Genomic DNA, 16,812 nt, shown 5'->3' on the forward strand with positions numbered 1-16,812 from the left:
TCCGGAATGAAGCTCAGTGTTTTTAGCCCGCAGATTGGCGATGTGCAGATGCAATTTGATACTGCCGGCAATCAACTTTCATCGCAGGCAATCCAAGGTGGCTCGGCATCAACGCCGGGGTTTGTCCGCACGGGCGGCAATGCCAGCGTGCAGATTGTCGCGGCCGGTCAGGGCAATGGCGCCGATACGACCGATGATGTGCTTTTCACGTATGCCCTTCCCGCTTCAGCACTCGATGCCGCTGGCCGCCAAGTGACGATTCAGGCTGCGGGGAAATTTGCCGCAAACGGGAACAACAAACGCGTCAAGATCTGGTGGGGCACGACGACTCAGACAGTCGGTGCGGCTGTTGCCGGCGGCACGTTGATCGCCGATTCGGGTGTCGTGACAACGAACGCAGGGGGCTGGAATGCCAGTGTCCAGGTCTCGAAGTATGGTGCCTCAGGTTCGAATACCCAACTTGCGACGAACGCCGAAGTAGTCACGGGTGCTACTCACCTTGGAACGGCCGCACCAGTTGCATTGACGGCCACAGAAAGCGGCGTCATCAACATTACCGTGACTGGCTCAAGCTCGACGACGGGCGCAGCGAACGACGTAGTTGGTCAACTGTTCGACATCGCGTTCAACAACTGAAATGAACCTGTCCGGAATTGTTGGCCCATATATCGCTGCGGTGAACCCGTGGATCACGGCCACTGTCCAGCAATCACAGGGCTATACCACAAACAGCGATGGTTCGCGCGTTCCGGCATATTCCGCCCCCGTTCAGGTTCAAGTTCAAATGCAACCGCTTCAGTACACGGATCTGATGCAAGTCAGTGGCCTGAATTTGACGGGTCAACGCCGTGCGATGTACGCCAATGGTGAGTGGGATGCAGTGGTGCGATCCAAGCAAGAAGGTGGCGATCTCGTCACGCTTCCAGATGGATCTGTCTGGCTACTGGTCTTCGAATTCGAGGATTGGTATTCCACCGCAGGTTGGACAAAATTTTGCGTCACGCTTCAGAACGGAAGCTAAATGAGCGTCAGTCTTTCTCTTTCCGAAGTCCAGACGCTCACTGCACTACGGTCTTTCCTTCTAGCAGTGATGCCATCCGGAATGGAGATTGTTCGAGGTCAGGACAATCGGGTTCCTGAGCCAACTGGGCCGAACTTCATCACAATGACGCCGATTTTGCGCGGTCGTCTTGAGACAAACACCGACACCTATCAGGACTGTGCTTTTATAGGTTCAATCTCAGCATCGACGTTGACTGTCACCGCCGTTCAGCTGGGACAACTAGCAGTCGGAAATATTGTGTTCGGATCTGGCGTCGCTACCCCGACCACTATCACTGGTTTGGGTACGGGAACAGGCGGAGTGGGCACTTATACCATCAGCCCATCTCAGAATGTCGCTAGCGGAATGATGGCGGCCGGTGTGAAGGATGTTATGCAGCCCACGAAAGTGACGGTTCAGCTAGACATTCATGGGCCGGCATCCGGAGATAACGCACAGATTATTACGGCCCTCTTTTTCGACGATTACGCGTCGCAGACATTCGCCGCAACAGGGTTTGACGTCAGTCCGCTTTATGCAAGCGAGCCAAATCAAGTTCCGTTCACCAATGCAGAACAGCAGGTCGAGGAAAGATGGGTTGTAGATGTCGTGATGCAATGCAATCCGACACTCAACGTTCCGCAGCAATTCGCCGACCAATTGAAGTCGTCTTCTATCGACGTTCAATCGCAATATCCCGCCTAAAACTCCCGGCCATTGCGCCGGATTTTGTTTCTGATAGCCCGCCATGAGCGGGCTTTATTTTTTGTGGAGCCCTCATGGCGAGCATTCCAGCATCAGCAATCGTCAGCGTTGTGCCGAGCGTTATCAGCGCTGGTGGTTCGGCGCTTGAGCTCATTGGCCTGTGTCTGACCAACGGCACGCGTACTCCTATTGGCACCGTTCCGTCGTTCCCGACCGCAGCAGCAGTAGCCGCATACTATGGCCCCGCATCCCCCGAGGCGGCAGCGGCGAATGTGTATTTCCAGGGCTTCCAGGGGTCGAACGTGCTGCCGGCAGCAATGCTGTTCGCGCAGTACAACCAGTCGGCCGTGGCAGCCTATCTCCGCGGTGGCTCGCTTGCCGCGCTCACGCTTACGCAGTTGCAAGGTTTGTCCGGCTCGCTGACGGTTGTAGCTGATGGTTACACATACACCGCAGCATCGGTGAACATGAGTTCGGCAACGAGTTTCTCGTCTGGCGCCGCACTGCTTCAATCCGGTTTGAATGGCTCGCTTCCGACTGCCGGTGTTGTGACTGGCTCTATCACCGGAACGACTCTTACTGTCACAGCTGTGACGTCAGGCGCGCTCCAAGTGGGGAACGTCCTAAGCGGTACAGGTGTAACGGCTGGCACCAAGATCACGGCGCTCCTGACCGGCACCGGCGGCACGGGCACCTATACCGTGAGCGCTTCGCAGACAGTCACTAGCACGAGCATTACAGCTACTGCCCCCGCTCTGACGGTTGCATTTGATAGCGTATCCAGTGCTTATGTCATTACGTCAGGCAGCTCTGGCGTGCAATCGACAATGGCATTTGCTACCGGCACCTTGTCGGCATCGCTGTACTTGACCTCAGCAACGGGGGCTGTACTTTCGCAAGGAGCGGCTCCGGCAGTACCGGCGACGTTTATGGCTGGCATCGTTGCGCAAACGACGAACTGGGCAACGTTCTTCACGATCTTCGATCCGGACAACGGGTCTGGCAATACTGTCAAGTATGCGTTCGCACAGTGGGTCGGCACTACGAACAATGAATTCGCATATTGCTGCGAAGACACCGATATCACGCCGACCACTTCGAACAATGCCACTTCGTCGCTCGGTCAATTGATCAAGACGGCAAACATTTCCGGTGTGATCCTTGATTGGGTGCCGTCGATTCCGTATGGTTTGGCTGCATTCGCCTCCGGTTCGATTGCCTCGATTGATTTCACACAAACCAACGGCGAGGCGACGCTTGCATTCAAATCTCAATCAGGTCTTGTCGCGACAGTAACGAACGCGACGGTTGCGGCGAATCTGATCGCCAATGGTTACAATTTCTACGGAAATTATGCTACGGCTAACCAGGGCTTCATTTTCTTCTACCCTGGCTCAATCTCCGGCCCCTTCAAATGGGCGGATTCGTATGTAGGCCAGGTGTGGATGAATAGCCAGTTCCAACTGGCTCTTATGGAATTGCTGACGAACGTCAAATCTATTCCATATAACCCTGTTGGCTACGGTCTGATCAATGCGGCAATGCAAGATCCGATTGCTGCCGCAGTCAACTTTGGGTTGATTACTCCCAACGTTACGCTGTCAGCCGATCAGATTGCCGAGGTAAATAATGCCGCCGGTCTGAACATCGCAAACACGCTGCAAAGCCAGGGATGGTATCTCCAGATCCTTCCCGCCACAGCGCAGACACGAGGCAATCGCCAATCGCCGCCGATCACGTTCTGGTACTGCCAAGGTGGTTCGGTGCAATCGATCAACGTCGCTTCTGTTGAGGTTCAATAATGGCATCGATTACTTCCGCCAATAGCGTCTTGCTCATTGGCGTCGCAGGACTCTATACGACCCCGCAGCAACTGCAAGGCTTCGCAGAAGATGATATGTACTCGATGGAGGCCGTCGAGAACAAGGAAGTCAAGATGGGGGCGGACGGCAAGCTTTCCGCTGGTTGGATTCCGCAAATCAAAACGATGAGTGTCACGCTTCAGGCAGACAGTGCATCGAATGATTTTTTTGAGGCGTGGTATGCGGCCGAAGAAGCAGCACAAGATGCTTACTTTGCCTTTGGCACGGTCATCCAGCCAGCAGTCAAAAAGTCCTACACGCTCACGCGTGGTGTTCTGACGAACTTCACTCCGTTCGCTGAAGCCAAGAAGGTTCTTCAGCCTCGCAAGTTTCAGATCAAGTGGAACGTGGTTATTGGAGCACCGACAGCATGAGAAAGACGAACACGGTCATCGTCGAAGCTGAAGGGCGCGATCAGGGAAAGATGTTCACTATCACTGAAATGCCGCCTTCGCAAGCTGAAAAATGGGCATTTCGCGCCCTGCTTGCATTGGCGAAATCTGGCGTTGAAGTTCCTGACGATATTGCATCGGCTGGGTTAGCTGGCGTGGCGCGATTGGGTATCAAGGCGTTTTCTGGGCTTCGTTATGAGGACGCAGAACCTTTGCTTGATGAGATGTTCGCGATGGTTTCATACGTGCCTGATCCTACGAAGCCAGCTATTAAACGTGGCTTTGGCGGAGTCGGACCATTGATCGAGGACGACATCGAGGAAGTGCAGACGCGCCTTCTTCTTCGCAAGGAATTGTTCGCTCTCCACCTCAATTTTTTTACGCCCGTCGCCCGCTAAATATTCATCTTGATTTGGGTGACGGGCGGGAATATGCGGACTATGTCAACGTCCCGCCAATCATCGGGGCTGTGATCTCGGCCAGGATGGCCACAATGGCTGAGATAGAAACGGTTCTTGGCATGGAAGATATCTACGACCTGCTCGAAATCATGGCCGTAGATGCACACAACAAGCGTCTTGCATCCCAATCTGAAGAGTAGCCATGGCGACATTGATTGATAGTCTCGTTGTCGCTCTTGGGATTGATGCGTCTGGTCTGACGAAAGGTCAAAAGGACGCGTCAGAAGCGCTCAAGAAGACGAGCGATCAGGCTGATCGTACGGCGAAAGAACTGGAAGCCAAGGGCAAACAAGCGGCTCAGTTCTTCTCGCAGATCAAGAACCAGGTTGTGGGATTGTTTGCGGTCTTCACGGCCGGCAAAGGATTGTCGTCGTTTGTATCGGATGTGGTGGCGGCCGATGCGGCGGTCGGCCGTGTTGCAAAGAACATCGGCCTATCCACTGAAGCGCTTTCGGCTTGGCAGGGAGTTGCCGAACGCGCTGGTGGGTCGGCTTCCGGCATCACTGGGACGCTGCGCAATATTTCGTCCCAGATGCAGCAAATTGCGCTGACCGGAACACCTGGCGCGCAGGTGCTGCAAAGCCTTGCGATGGCCGGTATCAACGTGTCGAAATACTTCGACAAGGCGACCAGCTCAAGCGAACGTCTGTTGATGGCATCGGATGCATTCAGCCATATGGATGCGGCGCGCGCGCAAGCGCTCGGTGCCGGGATGGGCTTTGATGAAGGAACGATCAATGTCCTGATGCAAGGTCGACAAGCCGTTCAAGCTCTTTTGGCCGAGCAAGAAAAGATCGGTCATACGAACGAAGAAGATGCCAAGTCGGCGATGCAGTTGCAGGCCGCATGGCGTTCGCTCGAACAAGCATCGACGGATCTTGGCCGAAAGATCCTTACATCGCTATCGCCATACATCCAGCAACTCAGCGCCGCGCTTCTCAAATTCTCCGAATGGGCCGAAACCCATCGCCCGATGGTCGAGGCGGCGTTTTTTGGCCTCGCCGCAGCAGTAACGGCGTTCGCGGTTGCGCTGGCTGCGCCTCTGGCTGGGATGGCGGCCCTATCCGCCGGCATCGGTGTTGCGATCGCTATGATCGCCCTGCTCTATGACGATTGGAAAACATGGATCGACGGCGGCCAGTCCGCATTCGGCGGATTCTGGCAGTTTTTTGCTGACAAATGGGCGTCGATATCTGGCGTGGTAACACCGGTATTCGATTCTCTCAAGAAGGTATTCTCAGACTGGATATCGAGCGTCACTGATTTGCTCAAATTGGTCGTAGCTCTATTCACCGGTAGCGGTGATGATATTCGTAAGGCATGGATTGCTCTTGTCGGTGATCTCGGTAAATATTTCACTGACTGGATTGGCCTCATCAAAAATCTCGGGCCGGCTATTCTCGCGGCATTCAAGACAGCATTTGTATCTGCCTTTGAATGGGTCAAAGATCGGGCTCATGCGGTATGGGATGCCATCACTGGAAAGCATGAGGAGGCCGCTGCGGCAGCCTCAAGTGAACGGGGTTCTGTATCACCTTCGGCCAACGGTGCAAGCTCTTCTACAGTTTCAACGGGCGCTGGTCAATCTGCGCTCGCCGACGTGCTCCAGGCAGCAAAGCAGGCAGAGGCAAAGTATGGAGTTCCTGCTGGAATAACTTTCGCGCAATGGGCTCTTGAGAGCAATCGCGGAAAGTCGACGCCGGAAGGCAGCAACAATCCGTTCGGTATCAAGGCGAAGCCGGGTCAACCTTTTGTCGAGGCGATGACCGATGAATTTATCAACGGGCAGAAAGTCCGAGTCGCACAGAAATTTGCAAAATTCGATACGCTCGCTGATGCATTCGAAGCCCATGCGAAATTGCTAGCGACCGGAAAGCCGTACGCTGCTGCTCGCGCACACAGCGACGATCCTAACGCGTATGCAGATGCTCTTACTGGTGTTTATGCAACCGATCCTCAATATGGAGCGAAGCTTAAAAAAATCATGGCGAGCATCAATCTGGCGAATGGTGCACGAAGTAGTGTCATGGCAGCGGCTGGCAATCCCCAGGCTGCTTCTACGAGCACAACTGATGTGAAGATCGGTCAGCTCAACGTTCATACCCAAGCGACTGACGCGACAGCAATCGCCAAGGATATCGGGCCGGCAGTCCAGAAGTATGCATTCACCGTGCAGTCAAACACCGGACTTATCTGATGGCAAACGGCATCCCTCCCCTGTTGAATCAGGTTGCCAACATCGCGAACACTGTGCAGTTGCTTGTTGCGGACGCACAGATCGCGTTCAATCTGTTTTCTGGTCCGAAATGGGGTATCGGACAAAATGGATTCTTCTCGATCGTCCCAGATTCGGTATTGAGCGTTAGCGTCAAGCGTGACTGGCAGGTTCCTAACTATCCTCAAGAGGAAGGTGCCTTCCAGAGCTACAACAAGGTGACGATGCCGTTTGATGCCCGCATCAGCATGTCAAAGGGCGGCACTGACGCTGATCGAGCGGCATTTTTAGCTTCGATTGACTCGATGGCAGAATCAACGGAGCTTTACGATGTCGTGATGCCCGAACTCATTATGCAGAACGCTAATATCGTTCATTACGATTATAGGCGCACCTCTACGAACGGTATTGGTTTGCTGACGGTTGATCTTTGGCTTCTTGAAATCCGCATTGCTCCATCGCCAGCCTTCACCAATACGGCCAAACCAAGCGGAGCTGACGCGCAACAAGGCGGACTAGTACAGCCTCAGAGCCCTACGATTGGGACTGCGACACTCTTCGGCCCTAACACCGTCATCTTTAAATAGAGATCATTCTAGGGGGGTGTAGTGCCCCTTGGGATATAGGCAAATGTCGTACACCTGGTCATACAAAGCCTTGCCGCCAGCACCCTGGAATCTTTCGTCGAAATAGACCAAGTTAATTATGCGCTTCACTGATTGCTTGGGTGCCCCCTGGAGCATTGAGAGACTGCTGTATGTCTGCTGAGGAGATAGACCACCATCTCTCATACTTGCTGCATCTTTAAACACCTCTGCTTCCAGCATGCAGTTACTTGCCTGTTTCGCCGTAGGGTTCTGCTGCCCAAAGGTTAAGGATGTAAAAAATAGAAGTGCGAAGGCGGATTTTTTCATTACTGACCTCATTGAGTGTTAGTTAAAATCAAAAGCGATGCGGAATCTATAAACATGCAGATTATTCCGATTTCTGATACCGCGTCCCAAACAATATCGGTGCAACTTGCTGGGCAGAACTGCAAGATCAATCTGTATCAGAAGTCCACAGGATTCTACTGCGATTTGTATCTGAACGGCACGCCTCTTCTTAATGGTGTGATCTGTCAGAATCTCAATCGGATCGTGCGTAGCCTGTATCTACGGTTCGTCGGCGATCTTTGCTTTCTAGATACTCAAGGAAGTTTCACTCTGCCTAGCAACGGTTCCGACCCATCAAGCCCTGGGCTAGGTACACGGTATTTGTTCTGCTACTTAGAAGCATCGGATCTTAACGGGGTTGGATGATGTCGTTTGTCCGTCGCAAGATCAACTTGACCTTCAAGCTAGGCAAGGATACGAATGGCACTCAATATTCGTTTGATGGCAAATATGACACGGTGACAGTTACTGGTCTGCGCGTACAAGCGACCGTGGCCAATGCCGGGCCCCCATCAATGGGACAGGCGTCTGTGATTGTGCACGGCCTCACGCCATCCCTGCTAAACCAGCTCTCAAGCGTCAACAGGCTCGACAACGGGCAAGTTGCAATTCGCTTCAACCAGTTGGTGATAGAGGCTGGTGATGATCAGGTCGGAATGAGTATCATCTTTCAAGGGCAAACGTCCTTGAGCCAGATAGATATGAGTGGCATGCCGGACTCGACGCTGCATGTTACAGCACATGCCGGATTGTTTGAGGCGTTGAAGGTTGCGCCGGCACTAAGTTTTCCTGGTTCGGCCGATGCGGCAGTTATCATGCAGAACTTTGCCACTGAGAATGGCTACGCATTCGAAAACAATGGCGTCTCGGTAATTCTGTCGACACCCTACTTCCCAGGCTCGCCTAAACGTCAGATGGAAGCATGTGCGAATGCCGCCAACATCAACTGGTCGCTCGATAATGGCACGCTGGCAATCTGGCCGAAAGGCGGTAGTCGCGGTGGCTCGATACCTCTAATTTCACCCGGCAGCGGAATGATCGGTTATCCGACAAACTGCGATCTTGGTGTGTACGTGCGTACCTTATTCAATCCGCAGCTTGGTATTGGCAAGACATGCCAGGTGCAAAGCAGCCTTCCATTCGCCAATGGCAAGTTCGTGATGTATGAGGTCTTTCACGATCTAGAGAGCGAGACTCCCAATGGGCAGTGGGAAACTACGTTCAAAGGATCACCGTTCAATGCCAGCTAGCAATAATGGTTATAACGGACAGCAAACGCCATCATCATCCGGCTCAGATTTCAATGCCCAGACTTTCATGGTTTGGTCGATTCTGGCAAGTGTGCGGACGATGCAAATCGTCAAGGTAATTGGAGTTACGAACAATGGTGGGATATCTCCCGTTGGATTTGTAGACATTTTACCTTTAGTAAATCAGATCGATGGTGCCGGTAATGCAGAGCCGCATGGCGTGATATATAGATGCCCCTACTTCCGGCTCCAGGGAGGCGGAAATGCTGTCATTCTTGATCCGCAGGTGGGGGATATCGGTTGGGCCGGATTTGCCGATCGAGATATTTCAAGCGCAGTAGCATCCAAGGGGCAGGCAAACCCAGCCAGCCGGCGCATGTTTGATATGGCTGATGCCGTCTATTGGGGCGGCATTGTCAATGGAACGCCAAATCAGTACATAGCGTTTGCGAGTTCTGGCATTTCTATGGTTTCTCCGACCCAGATATCTCTAACTGCGCCGCAGATTGTGCATAATGCATCGACTTCGTTCACGGTCAACTCGCCACAATCGAATTTCAGCGGCGCCGTGATTATTCAGGGGTTACTCTCATGGCTTGCCGGCATGACTGGCAGTGTCGTGAGTGGTGTTGCATCTTTAATCACTGGTGCGGTTGAATTTGTGGGAACTATCACATCAAACGGCCACACCATTGATAACACGCATACACATAATGGCGTTCAATCGGGAAGCGGGAATAGTGGCCCAGTGAACTGACATGGATACCTTATTTTTGACGCCGCAGACATGGGATCTGACGTTAGATTCTTCAGGAAATATTGCTCTCGCATCTGATCCATATAGCTTAGCTCAGGATGCAGCCAGCGCATGTCGGACATTCCTTGGGGAATGCTGGTACAACACAACGATTGGAGTTCCATACTGGCAAGAAATCTTGGGCCATTTCCCGTCGCTCTCGCTTGTCAAATCTGATCTCGTCAACGCCGCATTAACGGTTCCTGGAGTGGTCAGCGCACAAGTTTTCATTTCTGGTGTTGATAACCGGCAATTGCAAGGCCAAGTTCAAGTAACTGACTCAAACGGAAATACAACCGCAGCGAGTTTTTAACTCAATACAATAACCAGCCGCCTAATGGCGGCTTTTTTGCGCCCTCTCGATGACCACGAATGTTCCAGCACCCTCGTTTGGCACTACTGGGTTCGTCGCGCCTGCGGAAAGTGCCATTCTTGCTGGCCGCCAGGCCGATATCAACACGGCATTTGGTGGCAATGTCAATCCCGGATTAACCACGCCACAAGGACAGATCGCCCAATCAGATACCGCAATCATCGGCGATGCCAATGATCAATTCCTTGCATTGGCAAATGGAGTTGACCCTGCATATGCAGCGGGGCGAATGCAAGATGCCATTGGTCGAATCTATTACATTGAGAGAAACCCTGCTCAGCCGACCGTTTTGCAAATCTCATGCGTTGGATTGGCTGGCGTATCAATTCCTGCTAATAGCGCGCTGATCCAAGATTCGGAAGGCAACATTTATAGCTGCACCGACACAGTTACGATTCCTCCAGGCGGTTCCGTAACTACATCATTCGCTTGCACGACTACTGGGCCTATTACAGTTCCATCAACCAATGGCGTCTCGATTTATCAAGCGATCTCAGGATGGGACTCGGTTACATGCCTATCGGGCGTTGTCGGAAATAACGTAGAATCTCGTGCCGATTTTGAATATCGGCGCTCTCAATCTGTTGCGCTCAACGCACAAGGATCACTGCCTTCCGTCCTAGGTGCCGTATTCGACGTAACCAATGTTCTGGATGCGTACGCGACAGAGAACGTGAACGGTTTTACCAGTGGGGCGAGCGTGATTGGCTCAATCAGCGGCACAACCCTGACGGTAACGACTGCCGATCCTAGTTGGACAGGCAGCGGGCTCCCTGGTGCGATTACTGTCGGTCAGATGGTGACCGGAGCGGGTATTTCTCAAGGAACATTGATTACCGCACTGGGATCGGGCACTGGGGGAACCGGGACATACGCAATCAACGTAAGCCAAACTGTTGGCTCGCAAGCAATGACCATTGCATCTGGCGGCGTTCAACTTGCAAAAAACTCTCTCTATGTCGCGGCATACGGTGGTGCCGCACAGGATATTTGTAACGCCATCTGGGCGAAAAAAAGTCCTGGATGCAACTACAATGGCAATACGTCCGCAACAGTGATCGACATGGGTACTACGGCCAATCCGTATAGCCCACCGTATCCTCAATATACAGTCACATATGAAACTCCAACTCCTACGTCGGTAGTGTTTCTGGTTTCTATGCAAAGCAATGCAAGCGTTCCATCAAATGCAGTGCAACTTGTGCAGAATGCAGTTCTTCAGTCTTTCACGGGTGCCGATAATGGACCGCGTGCGCGTATTGGATCATGGATCTTTGCGTCGCGTTTTTATGCAAACATTGCTTCGTTAGGCCCATGGGCAATGATCTACTCAATTCAGGTCGGTGTGGGCGTTGCCAATCAGAATTCAGTTCTGATGGCTATCAATCAAGTACCTACGTGTGCCACCAGCAATATCACAGTGAGCTTCTCGTGAAATGCAGAACTATCTGGAAACCATACTGAGTCAGTATGCCAATAGTCCCGCACTCATGTCGCTCATTTCGAGCTTCAATTCGGCAGTAGATCCATCCCCTAACATAGATGCCTTTTACAATCTGGTTTGGAATGTAGATACCGCTCAGGGATACGGCCTACAGGTTTGGGGGCGCATTGTTGGCGTAACGAATGTTCTGCAAATTCCAGGCGGAACGGTTGACTTAGGATTCGAAGAGGCAGGAACTGCATCAGCCGCACCATTCGGGCAGGGACCGTTTTATTCTGGGACACAGGTCACGCAAAACTACACCCTTTCCGACGATGCGTTTCGCGCGTTGATTCTCATCAAGGCGCTCGCCAACATCTCAAATTGCTCAATTAGAACGTATAACACGATCCTGATGCAGTTGTTCCCTAATCGCGGGAACGCATTTGTTACCGACTCCGGCAACATGCAGATGAATCTTGTCTTCATGTTCCCGTTAGAGACGTTTGAGATCGCAATTCTTACACAGTCTGGTGCGTTCTCGCCTCCTACTGGGGTTGGCGCGAACATCATGATTGTATCGCAGCCGACATTTGGTTTTGCTGAAGCGGGCCCGAGCGCGGCCGGATTCAATAATGGAGTTTTCTTTTATGGATTCTCCACCGTAAATCCACCACCAGTTCCGATCCCTGCGCCGACATTGGGTTCTACCTTTGTGTTAGGTGAATCCAGATTGTCGTGAACATACATAAAGCCGTTTAGTTTCGGCTACCCATTATCTTGACCCGCCATGTGCGGGTTTTCTTTTTGGATTTCCCAAAAATGCAGGCCAGCCAGGTTCCGAATTTCTTTCAGGCACCATTTGCAAATGCAGCCGGCGCGGGTTACATCCGTCCGATCCCCGTTGCCAGCCAAATTGGCATTCAGAACGGTGCGGCAAGTTTGGCGGATGGATTCCCTCCCCTTACGTTCCTGGCTGTCAATGCCGGGGGTGTGCCGCCCTTTGGGCAGGATATGAATGGTTTGCTCAATCAGATCACCGCCGGCGTCCAGTGGGAACAAGTCGGCGGTCAGCCGGTTTATAACGCGACGTTTGCGAACGCGATTGGTGGATATCCGAACGGTGCCGTACTTCAAAGTGGTGATGGGTCTGGATTTTGGCGTAACACAGCAGACAACAACAAAAGTGATCCGGATGCTGGCCCTGCTTCATTCACTGGTTCGATTTCTGGCACCACACTTACTGTGACGGCGGTGTCGTCTGGCACCGTGCAAGTAGGGCAGATTCTGTCTGGTACTGGCGTTACGACGGGAACGCAAATTCTTGCACTCGGTACTGGCTCCGGCGGCACCGGAACGTACACGGTCAGCAGCTCACAGACAGTCTCAAGCACGACTATTACTGCGGCCGGCGGTTCAAATTGGCTACCGGGCTCATTTTATGGTTCAGCAATAGTTCCCGTAACAAATTCCAATATCACTTTGACGCCAGCTCAATATGCCAAAAGCATTATCTTTTTCACCGGCACTCTGACTGGAAACGTTCAAGTAGCCTTCCCGAATACAACGCAGACATGGTATGTAGTTAATCAGACTGTACCTGGTTCGTACACTCTCTCTGTGCTTGAAAATGGCGGCACGCCGTTGGTTATTGCTCCGGGCGCCGTCGAGATTCGTGGCGATGGCACGAACACTAACGTTGATGCGTGGCAAGTGGGCGCCGCGACTCAACTTCAGCACGCAGCACAACTATCTCAGGCGCAAGGGAATCATCTAACCGCTACCACTAGCGGTTCGGTTGTAATGCCTTTATCGGGAGCGATGTGGGTCAGCGGTTGCGCAGCTGGTGGAGGTGGTGGCGGTGGTGCGGGAGGTAGCTCGTCTGTAGGGAGTGGAGCTGGTGGCGGCGGTGCCGGTCAGACGATAATCCGGCAGAAAATTACTGGTACTCCTGGCGCAACTGTCACATATACGATCGGCTCTGCCGGCGTCGGTGGTACGGCCGGCTCGACTTCTGGTGGTATGACGCCAGGAACCGCGGGCGGTAATACCACGATCACTGTACCCGGCGGTTCTAATATCACACTAAGTGGAGGCTCTGGAGGGGGTGCCGGGTTGAATGCAGCGTCCCCCGTTGCTGGAGCAAACGGGGGCGCCGGATATCCGGCCGGCGGTTATGGAAATGACGCCTCCGCAGGTAGCGCATCAGCTGGCGGGGGATCAGGTGCTAGCGGGCCATTTGGTGGTGGTGGTGCCGGCGCTAGAACCGCTACCGGTGGGGGCGTAGCAGGCTTGGCTGCATATGGATACGGAGCTGGTGGCGGTGGCGGCAGTGGATACTATACAGCCGGAGCAAGTGTTGGAGGCGCGGGAGGCGCGGGGACACCAGGATTCTTACATTTCGAATGGTGATGCATGAATAGCACTTACGCTTTGATAGAAAAAGGTGTCGTAGTGAATACGATCATGTGGGACGGCAATACCAATCTCCATGACGGCGGCTGGCAACCCCCTGATGGCGCGACCGTCGTGGAGATTCCTTATGGAACCGTAGTTGCTATTGGGTATCTATACAGTAACGAGACGTTTTCGGCTCCCGCACAATCACATACCTAGTTCGTCATGCGGAATGTTCGTGAGATAAAAATCAGGTCGTATTTCAAGAATAACACGAAGTCCGAGACGACTCGCAATAGCAAATACTGTCTCATACTGCTGCTCGAACACTTCGATCTGCATCACGACCTTATTATCTCGAACCGTTCTTTCCATTCCAATTAGCGCTTTATCTTCATGTCCTTCTACGTCGATCTTCATCAGGATATGCGCGCCTGAAAAGTTTGTTTCAATATCAATCGTGGTCGCTTCGACCTGAAACGATGGCCATGGCGTGACTTCTGGAAGCACGCCAACTCCGGCCCGATTGCCGTTTGGATGGGTTCGACTATCCCAAAATTTCAGCGTTCCGGGGCATGATGAAACGGCTTTGTCAATAACTTTCACGTTATTCGATATCCCGTTTAACCAAAGATTGGAATGCAGTTGCCCTCGATTGAATGGGTCTGCTTCGAACGAGATAATTTCTTGGAATACACCAGACCGATGCGCGATCAGCGAATATAGCCCCCAATAAGATCCAATATCAAGAAAAACAGGATTCTCGCGACCACGCAGGCGATCAATCAATGATCCGAAGAATGACAGCTGTTCCATCTCCCATGTTCCTGTTTCGATCATTGTTTTGTCGACAATGCTCGAAGAATCAAGCACAAGCTTGAAACCCATGCGGTCGTATATATCGATCAACTGCGGCGCCGTAACGCTATTCATGGATTCCAGGTCACCAAGCTTTTGATTAACTTTTTCGAATGATTCTTGAATTTTGCCTTGCTGAGCAGATAACGCATCTTGCAGATTCGAAATCGCACCGGGAATACTGATGAGCGTGGAATATGCCTTGAGTATCTGCCTAAACGGCGTCACATGAGTAATGATCATTTCGATTTTAAGTATGTCTCGTGAGTGATGACTCTTGTATGTCTCGGGGAACCTTGGCGACAACAAGTGTACAACACGCGCTATAAAAAACATCAACAATTTAAGCCGCCTCCGGACGGCTTTCTTACTTTTACCATGTTCAAACGCCTCTCAGCCGCCCTCCTGCTGCTCGCGTCCGCCTCGGCCAATGCTCAGTTCATCAACGGGCAAGTGCTGACAGCTACGCAACTGAACAACCAATTCGCGCTCTATGTGCCACTTGCTGGAGCGACGCTCACCGGGCCGTTGACGGTGCCGGCGCTCACGGTTACTGGTACGACAACGCTCAACCATTTCTCCAGCCCGAACGTTACGATCACGGGCGGCACGATCAGCGGGACGACGATCTCTGGCGGCTCCTTCAGCACATCAAACGCGACCATTACTGGTGGCACCATCAGCGGCTTGTCGTCGCCTATCGGATTTTCTTCTGGCGGCACGAATGCCACGACCCAGGCGGCGGCGTTGACGAGCATTCTTGGGTCGTCAGTGGTGCCCGTCGCCAATGGAGGCACAGGAACGAATGCCGCGACTGGAACAGGGTCAGCCGTCTTGTCGAATGGGCCTACGCTTACTGGCACCTCGACCGTGGCTAATCTCCAGATAAACGGTACGGCAAATGCAACGTTACCGGTTCCAACATGGGCAACGTATAGCACTATCTATGCGCCGACTTGGTTGAATGTAAATAATTTTCCGATTACATCGATGAACGGAAACAATTCCCATGCGACTACATCAGCGTTCACTGCATCTATAGATACGCCGTCAACCGACGCGACACTCTGGAATGGCAATGTATCTATCAATACGGCAATCGCCGGTTACGCACGCAGTGCGAGCTCAAACAAGGGCAGTGCCGGCGTGTTCGGTGTCGGCATGAGCAACGCCAACAACACGCAGCAATGGGGCGGAAATTTTATCTGCACAAATTTTGATGCAGCTAGTGGTAACGACCCAGGTCAAACTGCATTCTATTGTGTCGGTATGGAGGCAGATGTCTATTTAAATGGTACTGGACTCACTGGAACTGCAGTTGCTGTAAAAATTGCTGCGCAGGCAGCTAGCGTGCCATCTGGGGGTGCGTATGGTATTGAGGTGGCGCCATTGAACGTGGCTGGCTCTCTTGGTTGGTCCGCCGCAGTAACGGTTGATGATGCGCCTAATACTGCGGCATTTGCTGCTGGCGCTGCCGGGCTTGGTAATAACGTCGCATCGCAACCGGTTCAATTTAAAGCTCGCAATAGCGGTGGCACAGTAACTCTCTCGAAAATTTACGCTGATGCCAACGGCAATATCACACTTGCTCCGGCAGCAAGTACTGCAATTCTTTCGGGCCTATCAATCGGCGTTAATGGTGCGATTGCCGGCACCTTAAGTCTTGCTAATGGCTCTCCTGGCGGAGCATCCGTGACATTCCAAAATGGAGCGGCTGGCAGCGCGTGGAACTTCAACCTTCCAGCCAACGCGGGATCTGCCGGACAAGTTTTGACTTCGCAAGGCGGAGGTTCTAATTCGATGACATGGACTAACGCTGGCGCCCCAGTTTATGGAACGGGCGGGACACTTGTGAGTTCCGCCCATATCGTCAACGGAACTGCAACCCTATCGTCCGGTAGCGCGACGGTCACATTGAGCGGATCAGCCGTGTTCACCTCCGCAGGAAGTTACGTGTGCACAGCAAATGATACGACTGCTGCTGCCGCAGTGAAAGTTAGCCAAACCTCCGGTACGTCCATCACGTTCACAGGAACGGGTACTGACATCGTGCAGTTCGCGTGCACCGGTAATTGAACAATTCAAGCCGCCTCGTGCGGCTTT

The 16,812-nt window shown here is 52.7% G+C and carries 17 protein-coding genes; 15 read left to right on the forward strand and 2 right to left on the reverse strand.

The annotated features are described in order from the left end of the window. The first annotated feature begins 6 nt into the window (after nt 1-6). From QZM35_RS23055 to QZM35_RS23090, 8 genes are all read left to right on the forward strand, one after another. A complete protein-coding gene (locus QZM35_RS23055; RefSeq protein ID WP_301776852.1) occupies nt 7-636 on the forward strand; it encodes a hypothetical protein in 630 nt (209 codons plus the stop codon). A gap of 1 nt (nt 637) precedes the next feature. Then, entirely contained in the window at nt 638-1,021 is a 384-nt protein-coding gene (locus QZM35_RS23060; protein WP_301776853.1) for a hypothetical protein, read from the forward strand. Further along, nucleotides 1,022-1,747 (forward strand): hypothetical protein, encoded by a 726-nt coding sequence (locus QZM35_RS23065; protein ID WP_301776854.1) that lies wholly within the window; start codon nt 1,022-1,024, stop codon nt 1,745-1,747. 74 nt (nt 1,748-1,821) lie between these two features. After that, nucleotides 1,822-3,549 (forward strand): DUF3383 domain-containing protein, encoded by a 1,728-nt coding sequence (locus tag QZM35_RS23070; RefSeq protein ID WP_301776855.1) that lies wholly within the window; start codon nt 1,822-1,824, stop codon nt 3,547-3,549. Next, nucleotides 3,549-3,983, forward strand: a complete 435-nt coding sequence (locus QZM35_RS23075) for a hypothetical protein (protein WP_174958546.1) — start codon at nt 3,549-3,551, stop codon at nt 3,981-3,983. The genes QZM35_RS23070 and QZM35_RS23075 overlap by 1 nt, the downstream gene beginning before the upstream one ends. Then, nucleotides 3,980-4,399 carry a hypothetical protein gene (locus tag QZM35_RS23080; RefSeq protein ID WP_174958545.1) on the forward strand — a complete coding sequence of 140 codons (420 nt, stop codon included), beginning with the start codon at nt 3,980-3,982 and terminating at the stop codon, nt 4,397-4,399. Before QZM35_RS23075 ends, QZM35_RS23080 begins: the two co-directional genes overlap by 4 nt. Before the next feature lie 205 nt (nt 4,400-4,604). Next, complete coding sequence (locus tag QZM35_RS23085; protein ID WP_301776856.1) at nt 4,605-6,659, forward strand: glucosaminidase domain-containing protein; 2,055 nt, start codon at nt 4,605-4,607, stop codon at nt 6,657-6,659. Beyond that, nucleotides 6,659-7,264, forward strand: a complete 606-nt coding sequence (locus QZM35_RS23090) for a phage baseplate protein (protein WP_301776857.1) — start codon at nt 6,659-6,661, stop codon at nt 7,262-7,264. The genes QZM35_RS23085 and QZM35_RS23090 overlap by 1 nt, the downstream gene beginning before the upstream one ends. Before the next feature lie 3 nt (nt 7,265-7,267). Here QZM35_RS23090 and QZM35_RS23095 read toward each other — a convergent pair whose 3' ends face one another. After that, nucleotides 7,268-7,591 (reverse strand): hypothetical protein, encoded by a 324-nt coding sequence (locus QZM35_RS23095; protein ID WP_301776858.1) that lies wholly within the window; start codon nt 7,589-7,591, stop codon nt 7,268-7,270. A gap of 383 nt (nt 7,592-7,974) precedes the next feature. Here QZM35_RS23095 and QZM35_RS23100 point away from each other — a divergent pair, with 383 nt between their 5' ends. The 6 genes from QZM35_RS23100 to QZM35_RS23125 are packed head-to-tail and all read left to right on the forward strand — an operon-like array spanning nt 7,975 to nt 13,866. Continuing rightward, nucleotides 7,975-8,862, forward strand: a complete 888-nt coding sequence (locus tag QZM35_RS23100; protein WP_301776859.1) for a hypothetical protein — start codon at nt 7,975-7,977, stop codon at nt 8,860-8,862. Beyond that, a complete protein-coding gene (locus QZM35_RS23105) occupies nt 8,852-9,619 on the forward strand; it encodes a Gp138 family membrane-puncturing spike protein (protein ID WP_301776860.1) in 768 nt (255 codons plus the stop codon). The genes QZM35_RS23100 and QZM35_RS23105 overlap by 11 nt, the downstream gene beginning before the upstream one ends. A gap of 1 nt (nt 9,620) precedes the next feature. After that, the gene (locus QZM35_RS23110; protein WP_301776861.1) at nt 9,621-9,971 is read left to right on the forward strand and encodes a hypothetical protein; all 351 of its coding nucleotides are present in this window, start codon (nt 9,621-9,623) and stop codon (nt 9,969-9,971) included. Between the two features lie 49 nt (nt 9,972-10,020). Further along, entirely contained in the window at nt 10,021-11,466 is a 1,446-nt protein-coding gene (locus QZM35_RS23115) for a hypothetical protein (protein ID WP_301776862.1), read from the forward strand. Between the two features lies 1 nt (nt 11,467). Next, nucleotides 11,468-12,196, forward strand: a complete 729-nt coding sequence (locus tag QZM35_RS23120) for a DUF2612 domain-containing protein (protein ID WP_301776863.1) — start codon at nt 11,468-11,470, stop codon at nt 12,194-12,196. Nucleotides 12,197-12,234: 38 nt separating this feature from the next. Then, the gene (locus tag QZM35_RS23125; protein ID WP_301776864.1) at nt 12,235-13,866 is read left to right on the forward strand and encodes a hypothetical protein; all 1,632 of its coding nucleotides are present in this window, start codon (nt 12,235-12,237) and stop codon (nt 13,864-13,866) included. 192 nt (nt 13,867-14,058) lie between these two features. Here the strand turns inward: QZM35_RS23125 and QZM35_RS23130 are convergent, their stop codons facing one another. Beyond that, nucleotides 14,059-14,952 (reverse strand): FkbM family methyltransferase, encoded by an 894-nt coding sequence (locus QZM35_RS23130; protein ID WP_301776865.1) that lies wholly within the window; start codon nt 14,950-14,952, stop codon nt 14,059-14,061. Between the two features lie 66 nt (nt 14,953-15,018). Here QZM35_RS23130 and QZM35_RS23135 point away from each other — a divergent pair, with 66 nt between their 5' ends. Next, the gene (locus tag QZM35_RS23135) at nt 15,019-16,785 is read left to right on the forward strand and encodes a hypothetical protein (protein ID WP_301776866.1); all 1,767 of its coding nucleotides are present in this window, start codon (nt 15,019-15,021) and stop codon (nt 16,783-16,785) included. The last annotated feature ends 27 nt before the right edge of the window (nt 16,786-16,812 follow it).

Source organism: Burkholderia sp. AU45274, from assembly GCF_030482505.1.
In the GTDB taxonomy this organism is placed as follows: domain Bacteria; phylum Pseudomonadota; class Gammaproteobacteria; order Burkholderiales; family Burkholderiaceae; genus Burkholderia.